The sequence below is a fragment of the Paraburkholderia sp. BGA-UO-ETr-F12 genome (genome assembly GCF_059567945.1).
Genome location: NZ_JCAQOZ010000046.1, coordinates 42,969 through 64,865 on the forward strand (window position 1 = coordinate 42,969; position 21,897 = coordinate 64,865).

General features: G+C 62.7%; 18 protein-coding genes. 13 read left to right on the forward strand and 5 right to left on the reverse strand.

What is annotated here, in order from left to right:
• Nucleotides 1-97: 97 nt before the first annotated feature.
• The gene (locus tag AC57B6_RS19465) at nt 98-1,009 is read right to left on the reverse strand and encodes a LysR family transcriptional regulator (RefSeq protein WP_030100616.1); all 912 of its coding nucleotides are present in this window, start codon (nt 1,007-1,009) and stop codon (nt 98-100) included.
• Between the two features lie 221 nt (nt 1,010-1,230).
• Here AC57B6_RS19465 and AC57B6_RS19470 point away from each other — a divergent pair, with 221 nt between their 5' ends.
• Both AC57B6_RS19470 and AC57B6_RS19475 read left to right on the forward strand, forming a co-directional pair.
• Nucleotides 1,231-2,325: a tartrate dehydrogenase gene (locus tag AC57B6_RS19470; protein ID WP_496421929.1), complete on the forward strand. Its 1,095-nt coding sequence runs from the start codon at nt 1,231-1,233 to the stop codon at nt 2,323-2,325.
• A gap of 100 nt (nt 2,326-2,425) precedes the next feature.
• The gene (locus AC57B6_RS19475; RefSeq protein ID WP_496421930.1) at nt 2,426-3,721 is read left to right on the forward strand and encodes an MFS transporter; all 1,296 of its coding nucleotides are present in this window, start codon (nt 2,426-2,428) and stop codon (nt 3,719-3,721) included.
• Between the two features lie 42 nt (nt 3,722-3,763).
• Here AC57B6_RS19475 and AC57B6_RS19480 read toward each other — a convergent pair whose 3' ends face one another.
• Complete coding sequence (locus AC57B6_RS19480; protein WP_496421931.1) at nt 3,764-4,045, reverse strand: hypothetical protein; 282 nt, start codon at nt 4,043-4,045, stop codon at nt 3,764-3,766.
• A gap of 494 nt (nt 4,046-4,539) precedes the next feature.
• Here AC57B6_RS19480 and AC57B6_RS19485 point away from each other — a divergent pair, with 494 nt between their 5' ends.
• The 4 genes from AC57B6_RS19485 to AC57B6_RS19500 all read left to right on the forward strand — a co-directional run bounded on the left by AC57B6_RS19485 (nt 4,540) and on the right by AC57B6_RS19500 (nt 8,663).
• The gene (locus tag AC57B6_RS19485; protein ID WP_028194421.1) at nt 4,540-5,718 is read left to right on the forward strand and encodes a quaternary amine ABC transporter ATP-binding protein; all 1,179 of its coding nucleotides are present in this window, start codon (nt 4,540-4,542) and stop codon (nt 5,716-5,718) included.
• Nucleotides 5,711-6,613 (forward strand): choline ABC transporter permease subunit, encoded by a 903-nt coding sequence (gene choW, locus AC57B6_RS19490; RefSeq protein WP_028194422.1) that lies wholly within the window; start codon nt 5,711-5,713, stop codon nt 6,611-6,613. Before AC57B6_RS19485 ends, choW begins: the two co-directional genes overlap by 8 nt.
• Before the next feature lie 7 nt (nt 6,614-6,620).
• The gene (locus AC57B6_RS19495; RefSeq protein WP_496421932.1) at nt 6,621-7,619 is read left to right on the forward strand and encodes a GlxA family transcriptional regulator; all 999 of its coding nucleotides are present in this window, start codon (nt 6,621-6,623) and stop codon (nt 7,617-7,619) included.
• A 108-nt stretch (nt 7,620-7,727) separates the two neighbouring features.
• Nucleotides 7,728-8,663 (forward strand): choline ABC transporter substrate-binding protein, encoded by a 936-nt coding sequence (locus AC57B6_RS19500; protein ID WP_046570569.1) that lies wholly within the window; start codon nt 7,728-7,730, stop codon nt 8,661-8,663.
• A 13-nt stretch (nt 8,664-8,676) separates the two neighbouring features.
• Here the strand turns inward: AC57B6_RS19500 and AC57B6_RS19505 are convergent, their stop codons facing one another.
• Nucleotides 8,677-9,759 carry a GlxA family transcriptional regulator gene (locus AC57B6_RS19505; protein WP_030100609.1) on the reverse strand — a complete coding sequence of 361 codons (1,083 nt, stop codon included), beginning with the start codon at nt 9,757-9,759 and terminating at the stop codon, nt 8,677-8,679.
• 291 nt (nt 9,760-10,050) lie between these two features.
• On the opposite strand from AC57B6_RS19505, the gene AC57B6_RS19510 reads away from it, so the two are divergent.
• The 7 genes from AC57B6_RS19510 (at nt 10,051) to AC57B6_RS19540 (ending at nt 18,692) form a co-directional block, all read left to right on the forward strand.
• Nucleotides 10,051-11,445, forward strand: a complete 1,395-nt coding sequence (locus tag AC57B6_RS19510) for an L-serine ammonia-lyase (RefSeq protein ID WP_178370038.1) — start codon at nt 10,051-10,053, stop codon at nt 11,443-11,445.
• A 46-nt stretch (nt 11,446-11,491) separates the two neighbouring features.
• Nucleotides 11,492-12,736 (forward strand): sarcosine oxidase subunit beta family protein, encoded by a 1,245-nt coding sequence (locus AC57B6_RS19515; protein ID WP_028194427.1) that lies wholly within the window; start codon nt 11,492-11,494, stop codon nt 12,734-12,736.
• Nucleotides 12,737-12,758: 22 nt separating this feature from the next.
• Complete coding sequence (locus tag AC57B6_RS19520) at nt 12,759-13,085, forward strand: sarcosine oxidase subunit delta (protein WP_028194428.1); 327 nt, start codon at nt 12,759-12,761, stop codon at nt 13,083-13,085.
• Nucleotides 13,082-16,084 (forward strand): sarcosine oxidase subunit alpha family protein, encoded by a 3,003-nt coding sequence (locus AC57B6_RS19525; protein WP_178370037.1) that lies wholly within the window; start codon nt 13,082-13,084, stop codon nt 16,082-16,084. The genes AC57B6_RS19520 and AC57B6_RS19525 overlap by 4 nt, the downstream gene beginning before the upstream one ends.
• Nucleotides 16,074-16,730, forward strand: a complete 657-nt coding sequence (locus AC57B6_RS19530; protein WP_028194430.1) for a sarcosine oxidase subunit gamma — start codon at nt 16,074-16,076, stop codon at nt 16,728-16,730. The genes AC57B6_RS19525 and AC57B6_RS19530 overlap by 11 nt, the downstream gene beginning before the upstream one ends.
• A gap of 60 nt (nt 16,731-16,790) precedes the next feature.
• Entirely contained in the window at nt 16,791-17,054 is a 264-nt protein-coding gene (locus AC57B6_RS19535; RefSeq protein WP_081832928.1) for an SET domain-containing protein, read from the forward strand.
• Between the two features lie 219 nt (nt 17,055-17,273).
• Nucleotides 17,274-18,692 (forward strand): MFS transporter, encoded by a 1,419-nt coding sequence (locus AC57B6_RS19540; RefSeq protein ID WP_496421933.1) that lies wholly within the window; start codon nt 17,274-17,276, stop codon nt 18,690-18,692.
• Nucleotides 18,693-18,707: 15 nt separating this feature from the next.
• Here AC57B6_RS19540 and betA read toward each other — a convergent pair whose 3' ends face one another.
• Both betA and betB read right to left on the reverse strand, forming a co-directional pair.
• Nucleotides 18,708-20,393 (reverse strand): choline dehydrogenase, encoded by a 1,686-nt coding sequence (gene betA, locus AC57B6_RS19545; protein ID WP_028194433.1) that lies wholly within the window; start codon nt 20,391-20,393, stop codon nt 18,708-18,710.
• A gap of 12 nt (nt 20,394-20,405) precedes the next feature.
• On the reverse strand, nt 20,406-21,875 hold the full coding sequence (gene betB / locus AC57B6_RS19550) for a betaine-aldehyde dehydrogenase (protein WP_496421934.1): 1,470 nt from the start codon (nt 21,873-21,875) through the stop codon (nt 20,406-20,408).
• Between the last annotated feature and the right edge of the window lie 22 nt (nt 21,876-21,897).

Genomic DNA, 21,897 nt, shown 5'->3' on the forward strand with positions numbered 1-21,897 from the left:
TATGTAATACAAGGAGATTGCGGGAATTATCCGGTTTGAATTGTCACCTATCCGCGTGACGTGGATGTTCTGCATTGCAGAATTACCCGGAATCGATTCAACGCGCGCCGAGCGCCTCGATCAGCATGTCGACGAATGCCTTGACCCGCGCGGTCATTTGCAATTGTTGCGGATACACCGCGTAAATATCGGCGCCCGGTGTGCGGTATTCCGGCAGGACATGGATCAGGCGGCCATCGGCGAGATACTCCGCGATATCCCATTCCGCCCGCATCAGAATGCCGTGGCCGTCCAGCGCCCACTTCACCGCGATCTCGCCGTCATTGGTGGTGAGGTTGCCTCGCACGCGAACCGTCTCGGTTTTTTCGGCTGAACCGCGTCCGCTGGTTAGGCGCCATAGCCCATAGCCGTCGTCGCCCTGACGGATGCCGATGCAGTTGTGTTGCGATAACTCCGCCGGGCTGCGTGGCGTACGCCGTTTAGCGAAATACGCCGGCGATGCGCAAAGCAGCCGCCGGTTGGACGCGACCCGCCGAGCAATCACGCGAGCGTCCGGCGGTTCGCCGAAACGCACGCACACGTCGAACGCATCGTCGCTGATCGGCGGTGGGTCGACGGAGAGTTGCAACTGCACGTCCACTTCGGGAAAGCGCCGCACGAACCGCGAAATCAACGGCGCCACGTGACTACGGCCAAAGCCGAGGGTCGCGTTCACGCGCAGCAAACCTTTCGGCGCGGCCTGCGAACCGCCGAGCAATTGGGCCAGGTCGTCCATTTCACTCAGGATGCGCCGTGCGCGGGTCAGATAAAGTTCGCCCTCCGGCGTGAGACTCATGCGCCGCGTTGTGCGGTTGACTAGCGACACGCCCGCACGCGATTCCATTTGCGCCAGATGCTTGCTCACGGCCGCGGTGCTCAAACCGAGTTCACGCGCAGCCGCGGTCAGGCTGCCGCTTGCGGCGAGCGTGGAGAAGAAGGCGAGGTCGTCCGGGTGTATCGCTGAGGTCATCTTGGTTGGGCAATCGACGGGCCAATGCGCGGGCTGAGGAGTGGGCTAAGAAGCGGGCCCATGAGCAGATCGGTCAGTGGGGCCATGTGCAGGCCGGCGAGCATCTCCGATCAGAACCCATTGTTAACTTCAGGTTAAGGATGCTTTGAGTTTAGCAGCGTTTTCACGAGCGGTCCTCGTTCTAGGATTGCGGTCAACCATTCAACATCCAGGAGACGCCCATGAAGACCTACCGCATCGCAACCATCCCCGGCGACGGCATCGGCAAGGAAGTCGTGCCGGCAGGCCAACGCGTTCTCGAAGCGATCGCCGCGCGAAGCGACGCCTTTCAGTTCGAGTTCGAGAACTTCGGCTGGGGCGGCGATTTCTACCGCGAACATGGCGTGATGATGCCGGCCGACGGGCTCGACGCTATCCGCAACAAGGACGCCATTCTGTTTGGCTCGGCGGGCGACCCGCATATTCCCGATCACGTGACGCTGTGGGGACTGCGCCTGAAAATCTGCCAGGGCTTCGATCAGTACGCGAACGTGCGTCCCACTCGCATCCTTGCCGGTATCGACGCACCGTTAAAGCGCTGCGGGCCGAAGGATCTCGACTGGGTGATCGTTCGCGAGAACTCGGAGGGCGAGTACTCCGGCGTAGGTGGACGCGCGCATCAGGGCCATCCGATCGAAGTGGCAACGGATGTGTCGATGATGACCCGCGCGGGTGTCGAGCGCATTCTGCGATTCGCGTTCCGCCTCGCCCAGTCGCGGCCGCGCAAGCTGTTGACCGTGATTACCAAGAGCAATGCGCAACGTCACGCGATGGTGATGTGGGACGAGATCGCGCTCGAAGTCTCAAAGGAATTTCCCGACGTCAAATGGGACAAGGAACTCGTCGACGCCGCCACCGCGCGCATGGTCAACCGTCCGGCGACGCTCGATACGATCGTCGCGACCAATCTTCACGCGGATATTCTTAGCGATCTGGCCGCGGCACTGGCCGGCAGCCTCGGCATTGCACCGACCGCGAATCTCGATCCCGAGCGGCGCTATCCGTCGATGTTCGAACCGATTCACGGCTCAGCTTTCGACATCATGGGCAAGGGTCTCGCCAATCCGGTCGGCACGTTCTGGTCGGTGGTGATGATGCTCGAGCACCTGGGCGAGCTGGCCGCCGCGCAGCAATTGATGAGCGCGATCGAACGCATCACCGCTGATCCGGCGTTGCACACGGGCGACCTTGGCGGCACGGCGACGACCGTGCAGGTGACCGATGCCGTCTGCGCAATTCTCGCAGAGGAACCGGCGGCGCAGTTCAAGGCAGCCTGAATCCGGAACCCCGCAACACGCAACACGCAACGCACGCATTTCAAAAGAACATACCGCCCGGACGCACACGTCACGGGCGGTTCAAAGAATGGAGACTCGCATGGCCAATGAATTGCAAGCCCGCGTGGTTCGCAAGCTGACGTGGCGCATTTTGCCGTTCGTCATGCTGCTTTACTTCGTCAGCTTTCTCGATCGCGTGAACGTCGGTTTCGCCGCGCTCACGATGAATAAGGACCTGGGCCTTTCGCCGACCATGTTCGGACTTGGCGGCGGCATCTTCTTTCTTGGCTACTTCCTGTTCGAAGTGCCGTCGAACCTCATTCTGAACAAGGTCGGTGCGCGTATCTGGATTGCGCGCGTGATGGTGACGTGGGGGCTGGTGTCGGCGGCATCCGCGTTTGTTGTTGGGCCGAACTCGTTCTACGTGCTGCGTTTTTTGCTCGGGGTCTCGGAAGCGGGTTTCTTTCCCGGCATCATTCTCTATCTCAGCCAGTGGTTTCCCGCGCGTCAACGTGCAGTCGCGGCCGCGGCGTTCATGGCGGCCGCGCCTTTGTCGACGGCAATCGGTTCGCCCATCTCAGGCGCCATCATGCAGATGCCGGCGCTGTTCGGATTGAAAGACTGGCAATGGCTGTTCATCATCGAAGCGATTCCCGCTGTCATTCTCGGTTTCACCGTGTTGAAAGCGCTCACTGATTCGCCGGAGAAAGCGGCATGGCTCGCCGCGGACGAGAAAGCGTGGCTGATCTCAACCTTGCGTGACGAGCGCGCGGGACGTGAGTCGCAAGCCGGCCACGCAGCGGGCGCGCTCGCCGCCTTACGCGACCCGCGTGTGTGGATCATGTCGATGATTTACTTCGGCACGTCCGCGGGTCTTTATACGCTCGGCTTATGGGCGCCGCTGATCATTCGTCAATTTGGCTTCAGCGCGCTCGGCACGGGCGCATTGAATGCGATTCCCAGCGTGCTCGCCGTGCTCGGCATGGTGATGTGGGCACGCCACTCCGATCGCACGGGAGAGCGCACGTGGCACGTGGTGATTCCATGCATCGCGGCAGGCGTCGGGCTCGCATGGGCTGGCTTTGCGGACACGGTCGTCGCGGTGGTGCTTGCGCTGATCGTCGTGAACGTGGGCATTAGTGCGGCGAAGGCGCCGTTATGGGCCATGCCGAGTACCTTCCTATCGGGCGCCGGCGCGGCGGCCGGTATTGCCATGATCAATTCGATCGGCAACCTCGGCGGCTTTGTCGGCCCATTTGCGATTGGCTGGCTGAAGAGTCTGACTGGGGGATATGCTGCCGGACTCTACGTGGTGGCGGCAAGTCTTGCGGTATCCGCCATACTTGCTCTCGCCGTCGGCCGGCGAGGCTATCGGGCAGCGCCGGCGCCGCAATGACCTCGCTCGCGAGCGGCAAGCGCAGCCCGTCATCGCGCGTATTCAATGATTGAACAGGCGCGAGTTCTTGCCCGCGAAATGCATCGTTGACGATTGTGAAAAGCTTGTCGCAGGTGCGCCGTAACCCGAGCTGTCGCCGTAGCCCGACATCTTGTGCGACGGTTGCTGATTTTGCGCGCCCGGCTGACTGTTCTGCGTGTCGTGCAGCGAAACGGCGGGTGCGGGCGTGGCGCCGTTCATCGGTGTGTTCATTTGCTGGGCAAACGACAGGGTCGGGATCGCGATGAACGAAGCGATGAGCATGACGTGTTTGAGTGCTTTCATGACGGTTCTCCAATTGGGTGAGGGTGCCGCACCGGCCATTTCCGGCCAGCGCATGTCTACACAATAAGCAGTTTTCCTTAACTTCTCCTTAGGGAAGGCGAAGGACCTTTTTCGTCATTTCGAAGACGGTACGCCGTCAGCCTCAATCCCGCTCCCACCCCTGTCGTTCACGCCATTCGCGGGTGCGCTACCATGCCCGCTGGGCACCGGTGCGCTTGCTGCACCGCCGCAAGTCCGCCCGCCGCTTCTCCGGTTCAGGCGTTTTTTCGCCGGACCGCCCCGACTTGCTCTGGCGCGACACGCACGGCGAGCCCCCTCCATACCCCGCAAACCCTTGTCCAGCCGGGTTTTGGCCGCCGCCGGCCGGAACCCGCGCGGCCGCGGTGTCGTATTTCCACATGTGGTTGTCGCAAATAGTCGGCTAGGCGTACTTTTTTCTGGCAACTATGTATGCACAGCGCGGACGGACGTCCGCCACGCACGGAGAGCATTCAATGAATTCCCCCAAGGTCGTGGTCGAAGGGCTGTGCAAGGTGTTCGGCACTAACCCGAAACAGGCGATCGGCATGCTGGCAGGCGGCGCGACGAAAGAAGAAGTGTTCGCGCGCACCGGTCAGATAGTCGGTGTCCACAACGTATCGTTCGAAGTCAAGGAAGGCGAGATCTTCGTCCTGATGGGGCTGTCCGGCTCCGGCAAGTCGACGCTGATTCGCCTGATCAATCGGCTCGTCGACCCGTCGGCCGGCAAGGTGCTGATCGACGGCCGCGACGTGGTGAGCGTGCCGCGCCGGGAACTCACGGCGTTGCGCCGCAAGGACATGAGCATGGTGTTCCAGTCCTTCGCGTTGATGCCGCAGCGCACGGTGCTGTCCAATGCGGCTTTCGGGCTGGAAGTGGCGGGCGTGGGCAAGAAGGAGCGCGAGAAGCGCGCCATGGCCGTGCTTGAACAGGTCGGCCTCGCACCGTTCGCGGAAAAGCTGCCGGCCCAATTGTCCGGCGGCATGCAGCAGCGCGTGGGTCTGGCGCGGGCGCTGGCCGTCAATCCGTCGCTGATGATCATGGACGAAGCGTTCTCCGCACTCGATCCGCTCAAGCGCAAGGAAATGCAGAACGTGCTGCTCGATCTGCAACGCGAGCAGCAACGCACGATCCTGTTCGTCTCGCACGATCTGGAAGAGGCGATGCGCATCGGCACCCGGATCGCGATCATGGAAGGCGGCAAGGTGGTGCAGATCGGCACGCCGCAGGAAATCATCACCAATCCCGCCGACGACTACGTGCGCGCGTTCTTCGAAGGCATCGACACCAGCCGCTATCTGACGGCCGGCGACCTGATGCAGACAGACGCGGTGCCGCTCATGCAGCATTCGCCGCAGATCGACGCCTCGAGCGTGGCCGCGACGCTCAACGGCAGCGCCGACTACGCGTTCGTGCTCGACGCCGAGCGCAAGATTCGCGGCTTCGTGTGCCGCGATGCAATGGGCAGTGCGTCACCGCAACTCAATCACATCGAGTGCATCCGCCGTACCACGCCTCTGGACGACGTCGTCGAACGCGTGGTGGCGAGCCGCGCACCGCTGCCGGTCGTCGAAGCGGACGGCTCCTACTGCGGTTCGATCAACAAGACGAACGTGCTGCACGTTCTCACGCGCCATCGAGGTTCCCATGTCTGAAGTCATTCCACTTGGCGCCTGGGTCGATCACGGCGTTCACTACCTGCTCGACCACGACGCGAAAACCTTCGATTCGATCGGCAAGGTTATCGAAAGTTTTGCCGCGCTGATCGAGCACGGTCTGCAAGCCGTGCCGATGTGGGCTCTGATGGCGTTTTTCGTCGGAATCGGTTTGTGGCGGGTTGGCTGGCGTTTCGCGCTGTTCACGCTGCTGGCAATGTTGCTGATCTATGGCACCGGCTTCTGGGACCAGATGGTGATTACCCTCGGCCTCACGCTTTCGTCGACCCTGATCAGCCTGCTGTTCGGCGTGCCGCTCGGCATCTGGACCGCGAAGAGCCGCACCGTCGAGATGATCGTGCGACCCGTGCTCGATCTGATGCAGACCATGCCCGCGTTCGTCTACCTGATTCCGGCGGCGATGCTGTTCGGTCTTGGCCGCGTGCCAGGGATTCTCTCCACCGTCATTTTCGCCATGCCGCCGGCTGTGCGTCTCACGTCGCTCGGCATCAAGCATGTGAATCGCGAAATCGTCGAAGCTGGCGAGGCGTTCGGCTGTACGCCTTGGCAATTGCTCTACAAGGTGCAGTTTCCGAACGCGCTGCCGTCGATCATGACGGGTGTGAACCAGACCATCATGATGGCGCTCTCGATGGTGATCATCGCCTCGATGGTGGGCGCGGGCGGTCTCGGCAACGACGTGCTGGCGAGTATTCAGCGGCTCGATATCGGTCTTGGCTTCGAAAGCGGTCTCTCGGTGGTGATGCTGGCGATCATTCTCGACCGCATTACCGAAAGTTTCGGCCGTTCGCCGGGCACAGCGCGGGCGCCACTGCTGTCAGGCCTGCGCAGCGTCATGAAGGTGCGCCGCGCGCCGACGGCGCAGCACAGCTGAGCCGCCTATGAAGCGCGACGCGATTCCTACTGTCGAGGCCCCAACCGATTCGCCGTTGTCCGGGCTCGCGCACTTTGGTTTTCTGACGCTGCCGAACTTTTCGATGATCGCGTTCACGAGCGCGGTCGAAGTGCTGCGCATGGCCAATTATGTCGGCCGCGCGCAGCACTACAGATGGTCCGTGATTACGCCGGACGGCGAGCCGGCGCGAGCGAGCAACGGCATCACCGTGAAGCCGACCACGACGCTCGCTGAAGCGGGTATGCCGGACGTGCTGATCGTCTGCGCCGGCTGGCATGTGCGCGATTACGTGAACGAGACGGTGATCGCGTTGCTGCAGGACGTAGCGTCGCAAGGGATTCCGCTGGGCGGACTGTGCACCGGGCCCTACGCGCTGCTGGCCGCGAACCTGCTCGACGGTTATCGCTGTACCGTGCATTGGGAAGATATGTCGCCGTTGCACAAAAGCTACCCGCACGTGCGTTTCGCCGATGAGCTGTTCGTGATCGACCGTGACCGGCTGACGTGCACGGGCGGCACCGCGCCGCTCGACCTGATGTTGAACCTGGTGGGCACGCGCCTCGGCCATGCGGTCGCGGCGCAGGTGTCCGAGCAGTTCATCGTCGAACGGATTCGCGGTTCGACCGACTATCAGCATATCCCGGTCGATGCGCGGGTGGGCTTCTCGCGGGCGGAACTGATCGAAGTCGTGCGCCTGATGGAGGCGAACATCGAAGAACCGTTATCGCTCGATGAGCTTGCGCGGCTCGTGCAATTGTCGCAACGTCATTTGCAGCGCATGTTCAAGATGTTCCTGAGCGTATCGCCGACGCACTACTACCTGACTTTGCGCTTGCGCCGGGCGCGCGAGCTGCTGCGCAACACGGACGCTTCGATTGCACGCGTAACGGCCGTGTGCGGCTTTCATTCGCCGTGCCATTTCAGCAAGGCCTATCGCGCGCAGTTTGGGCACGCGCCAAGCGTCGAGCGGCGGCTGTCGGCGTGACCGGGTTGACGTAAAAGAGTTGGCTTCGAGTAAGTCGGCGCGATTCATCGCGCCTGGAAAATCCACTTGATAAAACCAGTCTAGCTTCAATCACCCTGAGGGAACGCCATGAAACGTTTGTGGGCTGCGTCGTTGTGCGCGCTGTCGGTGTCGTCTGTCTTTGCCGTGGAACCTGCCACCTGCCGGGACGTCCGGTTCGCCGACGTCGGCTGGACCGATATTGCGGCAACCACCGGTCTCGCTTCGACGGTGCTCGAAGGCCTCGGCTACAAGCCGACCAAAACCATCGCCTCGGTGCCGATCACCTTTGCGGGCGTGAAGAGCAAGCAGATCGACGTGTTTCTCGGTTACTGGTCGCCGACCATGGATCCGATCATCGATCCGTTCAGGAAGGCCGGTCAGCTCACCGTGCTGTCCACGCCGAACCTGACCGGCGCGAAATACACGCTGGCGGTGCCGGATTACGCGTATCAGGCGGGTATCAAGAGCTTCGCCGACATTGCGAAGAACTACGACAAGCTCGACGGCAAGATCTACGGGATCGAACCAGGCAACGACGGCAATGCGCTGATCAAGAAGATGATCGACAGCAACCAGTTCGGCCTTGGCAAGTTCAAGCTGGTGGAGTCGAGCGAGGCGGGCATGCTGGTCGAAGTGAATCGCGCGATTCGCGATAAGAAGCCGATCGTGTTTCTCGGCTGGGAACCGCATCCGATGAACGTGCAGATGAAGATCGATTATCTGTCCGGTGGTGACGACGTGTTCGGGCCGAACTACGGCGAAGCCAAAGTGATGACGGTCGTGCCGACCGATTACTCGACGCGTTGCCCGAACGTCGCGAAACTCGTGTCGAACCTGCACTTCACGACCGACATCGAGAACCACGTGATGCTGCCGATCATGAACAAGACGGATCCGAACAAGGCGGCCAAGGATTGGCTGAAGGCGAATCCGGGCGTGCTCGACAAGTGGCTTGCCGGTGTCAAGACGTTTGATGGCAAGGACGGCTTGCCGGCGGTGAAGGCGTACGTCGCAGGGCAGTAAGAGGGGCTCGGGCCTAGATCGCCTGGGCCCGCCCCGGAAAAGTCTCGTCATAGCCCGAGCCGTCATCGACTTCCGCCGCCGTGCCGCGTTGCTCGCGGTACATCATCGGCGGCAGGCCGAACTGCTTGCGGAACTCGCGGCCCAGATGCGAGGCATCGGAAAAGCCGCAACTGGAGGCAATGTCCGCGACCGTCTTATCCGAACTCGTCAGCAGCCACGCGGCGGTGCGCAAGCGTACCTGCTTCGCGTAGGCCTGCGGCGCCTTGCCGGTTTCCGCCTTGAAGAGCCGCTCAAGCTGACGCGGTGACAGATCGAGCTTGCGCGCCAGTTCGTCGAGCGACAGCGAGCGGCCCACGTGCTGTTCCATCAGCAGAATCGCGCGCTTCACCTTCGGATGCGCGGCGGGTGCAAGTCCGGGCGGATGCGGCTGCGGCGCATTGCCTTTCTGCATATCGTCGACCAGCAGAATGCGCAGTGCCTTCTGTACCGTGGCCGTTTCAAAGTGGCGCAACAGGATCGCCGCCGCCACGTCGATCGACGCGCGTCCACCCGAACACGTGATGCGCCGGCGGTCGATCACGAACAGCCTGTCCGCCACCAGCGTCTCTTCATTGACCGCCGGAAAGCGTTCGATGAAATCCCAGTAGTGAAACCAGCTCACGCAGATGCGATGGCCGTCCAGCACGCCCGCGCGCATCAGCGAAAACACGCCCGTGCACATGCCGACCAGGGTTGCGTCGGTAGCGGCGGCGCGGCGGATGAAGGCGAGCGTTGCGTCGTTCGCGGCCGGCCCGGAATGCAGCAGGCCGCCCACCACCACGACGTAATCGAACGGCTCGGCCTTGTCGAAGGTTTCCCACGGCGTGATCTGGATCCCGCAACTCGCACGCACGGGGGCGAGGGTTTCCCCTATCACGCTCCACGAACAGCGCACGGGTTTGCTGAAGTCGCCTTCGTCCGCGGACAGGCGCAACAGGTCGACGAACCCGGAGAACGCCGTCAGCGTGAAGTTCGGCAGCAGGATGATGCCGAAGCGGATGCGCTGCTTCGAGGGGCCGTCGATCGATTGAAGGGGACGCGGTTCAGCGGAATTCATGCATGCAGCCAGCGAAAGAAAAGAGTTGAATCAAGCATAGCACCGGGGATAGCGGCCCATTCAGCGTTGTTCCGAGCATCGCGAACCGCAAGTCCGGCGCCTGTCGAAAATGCGTCAGAAGTCATCGCAAATGCGCCGCTGCGCGTGACCGGCGCTCCGCTTGACGTCACTATCCCACTGTCATGCCGTTTTTATTCTATCGGTCCAATTTGACGTGCGGTGCAATAGGGGCTAGTTGAAGCCAAACCGGCAACCCCGCTAAATCTGGTATCGCAACGTACAAGGCACACCATGAACGTCAGCGTTTTCGATCTGTTCAAGATCGGCATCGGTCCCTCCAGCTCGCACACCGTCGGGCCGATGATCGCTGCGTGCCGCTTCGCTTCGCATATCGAGGACGCCAATCTGCTTGGCTTCGTGCGCCGCGTCAAGGTCGAACTGTTCGGCTCGCTTGGCGCGACCGGCAAGGGGCACGGCACGGACAAGGCGGTGCTGCTCGGCCTCGAAGGCAATCTGCCCGATCTGATCGACCCGGACGTGATCGAGCCGCGCCTGCAAGCGATTCGCGAAACGAAGCAACTGATGCTGCTCGGCAAGCACCCGGTCAAATTCGACGAGCGCGAACAACTGGGCTTCTTCCGCAAGCTGATGCCGGGTGCGCCGGGTTCGAGCGTCGTGCATCCGAACGGCATGCGTTTTCAGGCTTTCGACGAAAACGGCCAACTGCTGGTGGAGAAAGAGTATTACTCGATCGGCGGCGGCTTCGTGATCAATCGCGAAGGCGATCGCGTCAACGGCCTGCGCGCCGGCGCGGACGTGCCGTATCCGTTTCGCACCGGCGACGATCTGATGCGCGTGTGCCGTGAAACCGGTTTGTCGATCGCGGAGGTGACGCTGCGCAACGAATGCGCGTCGCGCTCCGAACAGGAGGTGCGCGAAGGCTTGCTGACGATCTGGCGGGTCATGTCGGCATGCGTCGAACGTGGCTGCAAGGTGCGTGGCGAACTGCCGGGCCCGATGCACGTGAAGCGCCGCGCCGCCGACTTGTGCGCGCAACTGCGTTCGCGCTCGGAAGAGTCGTTGCGCGATCCGCTGTCGATGCTCGACTGGGTCAATCTCTACGCGATGGCCGTGAACGAAGAAAACGCGGCGGGCGGCCGCGTCGTCACGGCGCCGACCAACGGCGCGGCCGGCGTGATTCCCGCGGTACTGCATTACTACGTGAAGTTCATGCATGCATCGAACGACGAAGGCATCGTCACCTTCCTGCTGACGGCAGCCGCGATCGGCATCATCTACAAGGAAACCGCATCGATCTCGGGCGCTGAAGTGGGCTGCCAGGGCGAGGTCGGCGTGGCCTGTTCGATGGCCGCTGCCGCGCTCGCCGCCGTGATGGGCGGCACGCCGACCCAGGTGGAAAACGCCGCCGAAATCGGCATGGAACACAACCTCGGCATGACCTGCGACCCGGTTGGCGGCCTCGTGCAGATTCCCTGCATTGAGCGCAACGCCATGGGCGCGATCAAGGCGCTGAACGCCGCGCGCATGGCGATGAAGGGCGACGGCCAGCACTACGTGTCGCTCGACAACGTGATCAAGACCATGCGCGAAACCGGCGCGGACATGAAGACCAAATACAAGGAGACGTCGCGCGGCGGTCTTGCCGTGAACGTCATCGAGTGTTGAACGGATCAGGAAGCAAAGAGTAACAACAGGACCCAAAGGACCAACGATGAGCCGCTATTCGATATTCAGCCTGTTGCGCAACGGGATGTCGTATCACGAGAACTGGGAGCGTCAGTGGAAGAGCCCGGAGCCCAGGCGCGAGTATGACGTCGTGATCGTCGGCGGCGGCGGGCATGGTCTCGCCACTGCCTATTACCTCGCGAAAGAGCACGGCGTGCGCAATATCGCCGTGCTGGAAAAAGGCTGGATCGGCGGCGGCAATACCGCGCGCAACACGACGATCGTGCGCTCGAACTACCTGTGGGACGAATCGGCCGCGCTCTACGAGAAGGCGATGAAGCTGTGGGAGGGTCTGTCGCAAGACCTCAACTACAACGTGATGTTCAGCCAGCGCGGCGTGATGAACCTTGCGCATACGCTGCAGGACGTGCGCGACACAGAACGGCGTGTGAATGCAAACCGGCTGAACGGTGTGGATGCCGAGTTCCTCACGCCGGAGCAGATCAAGGAAATCGAGCCGACCATCAATCTGAATAGCCGTTACCCGGTGCTCGGAGCGTCGATCCAGCGGCGCGGCGGTGTGGCCCGGCATGATGCGGTGGCTTGGGGTTTTGCACGCGGTGCGGATCAGCATGGGGTCGACATCGTGCAGAATTGCCAGGTCACCGGGATTCGCCGCGACGGCAGCCAGGTGGTCGGTGTGGATACCACCAAGGGCTTCATCAAGGCAAAGAAGGTCGCCGTGGTGGCGGCAGGCAATACGTCCACGCTCGCCGACATGGCCGGCATCCGCTTGCCGCTGGAGAGCCATCCGTTGCAGGCGCTGGTGTCGGAGCCGATCAAACCGGTCGTCAATACGGTGGTGATGTCGAACGCGGTGCATGCGTACATCAGTCAGTCCGACAAGGGCGATCTGGTAATCGGTGCGGGTGTCGATCAGTACACGGGCTTCGGTCAACGCGGCAGTTTCCAGATTATCGAAGGCACGCTCGAAGCGATCGTCGAAATGTTCCCGGTGTTCTCGCGCGTGCGGATGAACCGCCAGTGGGGCGGCATCGTGGACGTGTCGCCGGATGCATGCCCGATCATCAGCAAGACCGACGTCAAGGGGCTTTATTTCAATTGCGGCTGGGGTACGGGCGGATTCAAGGCGACGCCAGGGTCGGGTTGGGCCTATGCGCACACGATCGCGAAAGATGAACCGCATCCGCTGAATGCGCCGTTCTCGCTGGATCGCTTCTACACCGGCCACCTGATCGACGAACACGGCGCTGCCGCTGTTGCCCACTAACGCTCACGCCGAGGAAAACCAGATGCTGCTGATCGAATGCCCATGGTGCGGGCCGCGCGCCGAAACCGAATTTTCCTGCGGCGGCGAAGCGGATATCGCCCGTCCGCTCGATACGGAAAAACTCACCGACAAGGAATGGGGCGACTACCTGTTCATGCGCAAGAACCCGCGCGGCGTGCATCGCGAGCAATGGATGCACACGCAAGGATGCCGCCGCTGGTTCAAGGCGCAGCGCGACACGGTGAGCTACGAGATTCAGGGCTATGAGACCTTCGAGCGTCCGCTGCTCACGCTGGACGCCAATGAGGCAAACGCACAAGGCAAGACAAACGAGGGTAAGGCACCATGAGCCAGAAAGACCGACTCCCCAGCGGCGGCCGTATCAACCGCGCGATCGTCCTGAACTTCACGTTCAACGGGCGCAAATACCAGGGCTATCAGGGCGACACGCTCGCCTCCGCGCTGCTCGCGAACGGTGAACACTTCGTGGCGCGCAGCTGGAAGTATCACCGGCCGCGCGGCATCGTGACGGCGGGTGTGGAAGAGCCGAATGCGATCGTGCAGCTCGAAACCGGTGCTTACACGGTGCCGAACGCGCGCGCGACCGAAGTGGAGCTGTATCAGGGACTCGTCGCGACCAGCGTGAACGCGAAGCCGAGCATCGAGAAAGACCGCATGGCGATCAACCAGAAGTTCGCTCGCTTCATTCCGGCGGGCTTCTACTACAAGACCTTCATGTGGCCGCGCAAATTCTGGCCGAAATACGAAGAGGTGATCCGCGATGCGGCCGGCCTCGGCAAGGCGCCCGAGCAAACCGATGCGGATCGATACGACAAGTGCTTTGCGCATTGCGACGTGCTGGTGGTCGGCGGCGGCCCGACGGGTCTGGCGGCCGCGCATGCGGCGGCATTGTCCGGCGCGCGCGTGACGCTCGTCGACGATCAGCCGGAGCTTGGCGGCTCGCTGCTGTCGTGCCGCGCGGAGATCGACGGCAAGCCGGCGCTGCAATGGGTCCACAAGATCGAAGACGAACTGCGGCAGATGCCCGACGTGAAGATTCTGTGCCGCAGCACGGCGTTCGGTTACCAGGACCATAACCTCATCACCGTCACGCAGCGGCTCACGGAACATCTGCCGGTGTCGCAGAGAAAGGGCACGCGCGAACTGATGTGGAAGATTCGCGCGAAACGCGTGATTCTGGCGACGGGCGCGCATGAGCGGCCGATCGTGTTCGGCAACAACGATCTGCCGGGCGTGATGCTGGCCTCGGCGGTGTCGACGTACCTGCATCGCTATGCGGTACTGCCGGGCCGCAATGCCGTCGTGTTCACGAACAACGACGACGGTTATCAATGCGCGCTCGATCTGAAATCAGCCGGCGCTCAGGTGACGGTCGTCGATCCGCGCCCGGGTGAATCGAAGGGTTCATTGCCTGCGCTCGCGCGCCGCTACGGCGTCAAGGTGATGAACGGTGTGGCCGTGACCGCGGCGCACGGCAAGCTGCGGGTCGCCTCGGTCGAGGTGGCGTCGTATTCGAACGGACAGGTAGGCGCGAAGCAGGGCGACCTGCCTTGCGATCTGCTGGCGATGTCCGGTGGCTGGAGCCCGGTGCTGCACCTGTTCGCCCAGTCCGGCGGCAAGGCGCACTGGCATGACGACAAGGCCTGCTTCGTGCCGGGCAAGGCGATGCAGGCGGAGACGAGCGTCGGTGCATGCGCGGGCGACTTTACGCTGGCACAGGGCATCCGCTTTGCCGTCGACGCGGGTGTCGAGGCGGCGCGGGCGGCGGGTCATATCGTTGCGCGGCCGAATCCGTTGCAGATCGCCGAGATTACCGAAGCGAAGATGCAACCGCTGTGGCTCGTCGGCGGCCGCGAGCTCGCAACGCGCGGACCGAAGCAGTTCGTCGATTTTCAGAACGATGTGTCGGCAGCCGATATTTTTCTGGCTGCGCGCGAAGGCTTCGAATCGGTCGAACACGTGAAGCGTTATACGGCCATGGGCTTCGGCACCGATCAGGGCAAGCTCGGCAATATCAACGGCATGGCGATTCTCGCGCAGGCGCTCGGCAAGACGATTCCCGAAACCGGCACGACAACGTTCCGTCCCAACTACACGCCGGTGACGTTCGGCACATTTGCCGGCCGCGAGCTGGGCGAGTTTCTCGATCCGGTACGCAAAACGGCAGTGCACGAATGGCACGTGGAGAACGGTGCGGCGTTCGAGGACGTCGGCAACTGGAAGCGCCCGTGGTACTTCCCGAAACCGGGTGAGGACATGCATGCCGCCGTGGCGCGCGAATCGCTGGCGGTACGCACGAGCGTGGGGATTCTCGACGCTTCGACGCTCGGCAAGATCGACATTCAGGGGCCCGATTCGGCGAAATTGCTGAACTGGGTCTATACGAATCCGTGGAGCAAGCTGGAGGTCGGCAAGTGCCGTTATGGTCTGATGCTCGACGAAAACGGCATGATTTTCGACGACGGCGTGACCGTGCGACTCGCCGACCAGCACTACATGATGACCACCACCACCGGCGGCGCGGCACGCGTGCTCACGTGGCTCGAACGCTGGCTGCAAACCGAGTGGCCGGACATGCGCGTGCGGCTCGCTTCCGTAACGGACCACTGGGCGACGTTTGCCGTGGTCGGTCCGAACAGCCGCAAGGTCTTGCAGAAGGTGTGTCAGGACATCGACTTCGCGAACGCGGCCTTTCCGTTCATGAGCTATCGCGAAGGTACCGTGGCGGGTGCGGCGTCGCGCGTCATGCGGATCAGTTTCTCCGGCGAGCTGGCTTACGAAGTGAACGTCCCCGCGAACGTGGGCCGCGCGGTGTGGGAAGCGCTGATGGCCGCCGGCGCGGAGTTCGACATCACGCCGTATGGCACGGAAACCATGCACGTGCTGCGTGCGGAGAAGGGCTACATCATCGTGGGCCAGGATACGGACGGTTCGATGACGCCGTATGACGTGGGGATGGGTGGGCTGGTCGCGAAGTCGAAAGACTTTCTCGGCAAGCGTTCGTTGACGCGGACGGACACCGCGAAGGCGGGGCGCAAGCAACTGGTCGGGCTGCTTCCGGACGATCCCTCGTTTGTGATCCCCGAAGGCTCGCAGATCGTCGCCGGTCCGTTCCAGGGCGATACCGCGCCGATGCTCGGCCACGTCACGTCGAGCTACTACAGCCCGATTCTGAAGCGCTCGATTGCCATGGCCGTGGTGAAGGGCGGTCTCGACAAGATTGGCGAAACGGTCACGATTCCGCTCGCGAGCGGCAAGCAGATTGCAGCAAGAATCACCAGCTCGGTGTTCTACGACAGCGAAGGAGCACGTCAACATGTGGAATGAAACAAGAGGGACGGTGGCGGCGGTGAACCGCGCCGTCGGCGAGCAAACGGGCGTGTGGCAGGAGTCGCCGCTGGTGGGGGTGGATGCGCTGCTGAAGAAGCATCAGGCAACGGCGTCGGCTGCGTTTCGCCTGAACGAGCGGCCGTTTCTGGAACTGGTGAATGTGCGCGGCGATACGCGCGACGCGGCGTTCGTGAGCGCGGTGGAAAGCGTGCTCGGCTGCCGGCCGCCCGAGAAGGCGAACACCCTGGCGCGCGGCAATGGCTACGACATGCTGTGGCTCGGCCCGGACGAGTGGCTGGTGCGGTCGGCGACGGCGCACGACGCGACCCGTCCCGCGCCTTTGCTCGCGAAGCTCGGCGCGGCATTCGCGGGCGTGTTCGCGTCGGCGGTGGATATCGGCAGCGGCTATACGGTGCTCGAAATCAGCGGCACGCGTTCGCGTGAAGTGCTGGCGCGCGGTTGTCCGCTCGATCTGCACCCGAAACTGTTCGGTGTCGGACAGTGCGCGCAGAGCCACTATTTCAAGGCATCGATGACGCTTTTGCCCACCGGCGCCGACAGCTTCGACATCGTTGTGCGCCGCAGCTTCGCGGACTATTTCGTCAAGATGATGCTCGACGCGGCTGAGCCGCTCATGTCGTGACAGGCGGCGAACGGGGTCTTCTTATGGCACCGTTCGCGGCTCTTCCGGCCACCGACTGACATGACGTCGACACGTCTAGCCACCGCGCGTCTCACCGAGCGCGCGTGTCAACAGGGCGATGCCCATGCCGCACTCGCGCTGCTCGATCAGAGCATCGAGTTGCGGCACCGGCGCATCGCCTTGATCCGTTATCTCCTCGCGCAGCAATTGGGTGCGCCGCTGCAGTCGCGGCATCACGAATACGTCGAGAAAATCGCCGCCCGCCTGAGCGCGGACGTGCTCGCGCGCATTGCCGCCGCAGCGAGGGCGCGGCTTCGGTCGTAAGCGGCGCGCCTGCGCCCGCTCGGCCAAACGCGCGCCTGCGCCCGCGTGGCTGAACGCACGCATTGAACCCAGGCATTGAACCCCCGCATAAAGCGAACGACGCCCCCGTTCCATCCCGATGACGTATTTCTTCTATGTGGCCGAATTATGTCGGCGTCTACTGAAAATGCACTGATCGGAACGTCCACGCGGCAACTGCCGCATCAACGAGGGGATGACATGTCTACCGCTTTTCAGCCTCGCGCGAGCGCAGCCGCCAGACTCGAGCGACTGCCGTTCTCCGGATACCACCGGACCATCTTCATCATCATCGCGATCGCATTCTTTTTCGACTCCGTCGATCTCGGCACGATGACTTTCGTGCTCGGTTCGATCAAAAGCGAATTCCATTTGTCGAGTGCGACGACGGGGCTGGTTGCGAGTGCGAGCTTCTTCGGCATGGTAATCGGCGCGGCTGTCGCCGGATTGCTGGCGGATCGCTTCGGGCGGCGTCCGGTGTTCCAGTGGAGCATGGTGCTGTGGGGCCTGGCGTCATATCTGTGCTCGACCGCGCAGAGCGTCGAAGCGCTGATTTTCTATCGCGTGCTGCTGGGTTTCGGTATGGGCATGGAGTTTCCCATTGCGCAGACGCTGTTGTCCGAGTTCGTGCCGGCAACGTCGCGCGGTCGGCTGATCGCGCTGATGGATGGCTTCTGGCCGCTTGGTTTCATCACGGCGGGCGTGGTGTCGTATTTCGTGTTGCCGGCGTTCGGTTGGCGCACGGAGTTCGCCTTGCTGGCGATTCCCGCGGTATTCGTGCTGATCGTGCGCCGCGTCGTGCCGGAATCGCCGCGCTGGCTGGAACATCGGGGGCGCCTCGCCGAAGCGGACAAGATCCTCGCCGAGGTCGAAGCAAAGGTTATGAAAGCGGCCGGCCTGAGCCAGTTGCGCGCCCCGGTGATGTTGCAGGAACCGCCGGCCGCGAAGGGCACGAGCGCGTTTCGCGAGATCTGGAGCGCGGCCTACCGGCGTCGCACGATCATGGTGTGGACGCTGTGGTTTTTCGCATTGCTCGGTTTTTACGGGCTGACTTCGTGGCTCGGCGCGTTGATGCAGCAAGCGGGCTTTGCGGTGACGAAGTCGGTGCTGTATACGGTGCTGATTTCGCTCGGCGGGATTCCCGGGTTTATCTGCGCGGCGTGGCTGGTCGAACGCTGGGGCCGCAAGCCGACCTGTATCGCGTCGCTGGCCGGCAGCGCGGTGATGGCCTATGTCTATGGACAAACCGCGCTGCATGCGCAAACGCCGACCTTGCTTATCTGTGCCGGACTGGCGATGCAGTTCTTTATGTTTGCGATGTGGGCGGTCCTGTACACCTATACGCCGGAGCTTTATGGCACGGGAGCGCGGGCGACAGGCTCGGGCTTTGCATCGGCGATTGGACGCGTGGGGTCGCTGATCGGCCCTTATGTAGTCGGCGTGGTGCTGCCGATGTTCGGGCAAGGTGGCGTATTCTCGCTTGGCGCGATGTGCTTTGTGGTCGCCGCTGCGGCGGTGTGGATCATGGGCATCGAGACGCGTGGGCTGGCCCTGGAGACGCTGGTGTCCGAAGCTGTAGAGGCGGACGCGCAGGGGGTGTTGAGTCCTGCGCGCGAGTGATTGTCCTGGCGGGGACTAAACCGCCGCCGCTTCGCGTTTTCTCGACGCCACGCCGCGGGCTACGAAGTACGGCGTCTCCACCCGCGCCAGCGCGTCCCGCCCGCGAATCCGGTCGGCGATCTTCTCCGCCAGCATGATCGTCGGCGCGTTCAGATTGCCGGTTGTGATCTGCGGCATGATCGACGCGTCGACGACGCGCAGCGCTTCCATACCGTGCACGCGGCCCTCGCCATCCACCACGGCCATATCGTCGTAACCCATCTTGCACGAGCACGACGGATGAAAAGCCGTCTCCGCCCGCATCCGCACAAACGTGTCGAGTTGCTCGTCGGTGGTCAAGTCCGCGCCCGGATTCAGCTCGCGGCCGCGATAACGATCGAGCGCCGGCTGCCGCATGATGTCGCGCGTAATGCGGATGCCGTCGCGGAATTCACGCCAGTCGAGCGGATCGGCCATGTAATTGAACAGAATGCTCGGATGCGCGGCAGGATCACGTGATTTGAGCTTCACGCGGCCACGGCTCGGCGAGCGCATCGAACCGACGTGCGCCTGGAAGCCGTGCATCTTGATGGCGTTCGAACCGTTGTAGTTGATCGCCACAGGCAGGAAGTGATACTGGATGTTCGGCCACAGATCGTCGTCGCGGGTACGGATAAAGCCGCCCGCTTCGAACTGGTTGCTCGCACCGATCCCTGTGCCGTTAAGCATCCATTCAAGTCCGATGGCGGGCTGATTCCACCATTGCAACGCGGGATATAGCGAGACCGGTTCCTTGCATTCGTACTGAATGTACATCTCCAGATGATCTTGCAGATTTTCGCCGACACCCGGCAGATCGTGCACCAGCGGCACGTCGAGTTCGCGCAACCACGTCGAGCGGCCAACGCCTGAGCGCTGCAGCAATTGCGGCGAGGCGATAGCGCCGCTGCATACCAGCACTTCGCGGCGCGCGTGCGCAGTGACGGCATTGCCATGATGCAGATACGCCACGCCAATCGCACGCTTGCCCGAGAACAGCACGCGATCGGTCATGGCATGCGTCACGATGGTCAGATTGGGACGCGCCTTCGCACGATCCAGATAGCCGCGCGCGGTGCTGGCGCGTCTGCCATTCGCCGTAACCGTGCGATCCATCGGACCGAAGCCCTCCTGCTGATAGCCGTTGAGGTCGTCGGTACGCGGGAAACCCGCCTGCACCCCGGCCTCGACCATCGCGGCGAACAGCGGATTGTTGCCGGGCTTGCTGGTCGTTACATAGACCGGGCCGTCGCCGCCGTGATACGCGTTTGCGCCGACATCGCGTGTCTCGGCTTTGCGGAAATACGGCAGGCAATCCAGATAGGTCCAGTTTTCCAGTCCGGGACGTGCTGCCCAGTTGTCGTAATCGAGCGCATTGCCGCGGATATAGCACATGCCGTTGATCAGCGACGAACCGCCGAGCCCCTTGCCGCGCCCGCATTCCATGCGCCGGTTGTTCATATGCGGCTCGGGATCGGTTTCGTACGCCCAGTTATAGCGCCGCCCTTGCAACGGGTAGGCGAGGGCCGCGGGCATCTGCGTGCGAAAATCGAAGCGGTAGTCGGGGCCGCCTGCTTCGAGCAGCAGCACGGTCACGTCCGCGTCTTCGGTCAGGCGCGAGGCGAGCACGTTGCCCGCCGACCCCGCGCCGACAATGATGTAGTCGTATTCGTTCGAAGCCATCGCCACTTCTCCTCAGAACACCGGTTGATACGGGCCGAGTTCGACCTGCACGGACTTGATGCGTGTGTAGTGTTCGAGCGTGGTGATGCCGTTCTCACGGCCCACGCCCGACTGTTTGTAGCCGCCCACCGGCATTTCCGCCGGCGACTCGCCCCACGTATTGATCCAGCAGATACCCGCTTCGAGACGATGAATCACGCGATGCGCGCGCGCCAGGTTCTCGGTGACGACGCCCGCGGCAAGACCATAGGCGGTGTTGTTCGCTCGCGAGATCGCCTCGTCTTCGTCGTCGAAAACGAGGATGCTCATGACCGGGCCGAAAATTTCTTCACGCACGATCCGCATCTCGTCATGGCAGCCGGTGAAAACCGTCGGCTCGACATACTGGCCGTTGCCGAAATGGCCTTGTGTGAGCCGCTTGCCGCCGGCGATCAACCGCGCGCCTTCCTGTACACCGCTTTCGATGTAGCCGAGCACTTTCTGCAATTGCGCGGCGCTGACCAGCGGACCGAAGTTGGTATCGGCGTCCGTGGGTGCGCCGACGCGAATCCGCTTGACGCGCTCCAGCACCAACGCTTCGAACCGTTCCAGCACGCTGCGCTGCACGAAGACACGTGTGCCGTTGGTACACACCTGACCGGAGCTGAAAAAGTTGGCGCTCATCGCGATGTCAGCGGCGCGTTCCAGGTTGGCGTCGTCGAAGACGAGCAGGGGGGATTTGCCGCCCAGCTCCATCGTCACTTCTTTGAGCGACGAGGCGCCTGCCAGTGACATCACTTTCTTGCCTGTTTCAACGCCGCCGGTGAACGAGATCTTTTCGATGTCGGAGTGCGCGGCGAGCATGGCACCCACACGTCCGTCGCCTTGTACGACGTTGAAGACGCCGGCCGGTACCCCGGCTTCGGTATAAATCTCGGCGAGTTTCAGAGCCGACAGCGGCGTGATTTCACTTGGCTTGAAGATCATCGCGTTACCGGCCGCGAGCGCCGGCGCCGACTTCCAGCACGCGATCTGGATCGGGTAATTCCACGCGCCGATGCCGGCGCATACGCCCAACGGTTCACGCCGCGTATAAACAAACGACGACGGTCGCAACGGAATCTGCTGCCCTTCGATCGCGGTGGCCAGCCCCGCGTAGTACTCGATCACGTCCGCGCCGGTGACGATGTCGACCGCCAGGGTCTCCGCGATCGCCTTGCCGGTGTCGCGAGTTTCAAGCAAGGCGAGTTCGTCGTTGCGTTCACGCAGAAGCTCGACCGCGCGGCGCAGAATGCGCGAACGCTGCATTGCCGTGAGTGCGGCCCATTCGCGTTGACCGGCACGTGCGGCTTGCACCGCGCGATCGACGTCCGCTGCCGAGGCCTGTTGCACTGTCGCGAGCGTTTCGCCGGTGGCGGGGTCGACCGTATCGAAAGTTTCGCCGCCGGTCGCGTCGACGTAGGCGCCGCCTATGTAAAGACGTTGCGTTGCGAATACCGCCATGACTTGCTCCTTTTTCTGAAAA

Coding starts and splice junctions, on each gene's coding strand:
- AC57B6_RS19520 (WP_028194428.1), top strand. CDS start 12,759: ATGCTGCTGATCGAATGCCCATGGTGCGGGCCGCGCGCCGAAACCGAA.
- AC57B6_RS19475 (WP_496421930.1), top strand. CDS start 2,426: ATGGCCAATGAATTGCAAGCCCGCGTGGTTCGCAAGCTGACGTGGCGC.
- AC57B6_RS19530 (WP_028194430.1), top strand. CDS start 16,074: ATGTGGAATGAAACAAGAGGGACGGTGGCGGCGGTGAACCGCGCCGTC.
- AC57B6_RS19525 (WP_178370037.1), top strand. CDS start 13,082: ATGAGCCAGAAAGACCGACTCCCCAGCGGCGGCCGTATCAACCGCGCG.
- AC57B6_RS19515 (WP_028194427.1), top strand. CDS start 11,492: ATGAGCCGCTATTCGATATTCAGCCTGTTGCGCAACGGGATGTCGTAT.
- betA (WP_028194433.1), bottom strand. CDS start 20,393: ATGGCTTCGAACGAATACGACTACATCATTGTCGGCGCGGGGTCGGCG.
- AC57B6_RS19480 (WP_496421931.1), bottom strand. CDS start 4,045: ATGAAAGCACTCAAACACGTCATGCTCATCGCTTCGTTCATCGCGATC.
- AC57B6_RS19535 (WP_081832928.1), top strand. CDS start 16,791: ATGACGTCGACACGTCTAGCCACCGCGCGTCTCACCGAGCGCGCGTGT.
- AC57B6_RS19495 (WP_496421932.1), top strand. CDS start 6,621: ATGAAGCGCGACGCGATTCCTACTGTCGAGGCCCCAACCGATTCGCCG.
- AC57B6_RS19485 (WP_028194421.1), top strand. CDS start 4,540: ATGAATTCCCCCAAGGTCGTGGTCGAAGGGCTGTGCAAGGTGTTCGGC.
- choW (WP_028194422.1), top strand. CDS start 5,711: ATGTCTGAAGTCATTCCACTTGGCGCCTGGGTCGATCACGGCGTTCAC.
- AC57B6_RS19510 (WP_178370038.1), top strand. CDS start 10,051: ATGAACGTCAGCGTTTTCGATCTGTTCAAGATCGGCATCGGTCCCTCC.
- AC57B6_RS19505 (WP_030100609.1), bottom strand. CDS start 9,759: ATGAATTCCGCTGAACCGCGTCCCCTTCAATCGATCGACGGCCCCTCG.
- AC57B6_RS19540 (WP_496421933.1), top strand. CDS start 17,274: ATGTCTACCGCTTTTCAGCCTCGCGCGAGCGCAGCCGCCAGACTCGAG.
- AC57B6_RS19500 (WP_046570569.1), top strand. CDS start 7,728: ATGAAACGTTTGTGGGCTGCGTCGTTGTGCGCGCTGTCGGTGTCGTCT.
- AC57B6_RS19470 (WP_496421929.1), top strand. CDS start 1,231: ATGAAGACCTACCGCATCGCAACCATCCCCGGCGACGGCATCGGCAAG.
- betB (WP_496421934.1), bottom strand. CDS start 21,875: ATGGCGGTATTCGCAACGCAACGTCTTTACATAGGCGGCGCCTACGTC.
- AC57B6_RS19465 (WP_030100616.1), bottom strand. CDS start 1,009: ATGACCTCAGCGATACACCCGGACGACCTCGCCTTCTTCTCCACGCTC.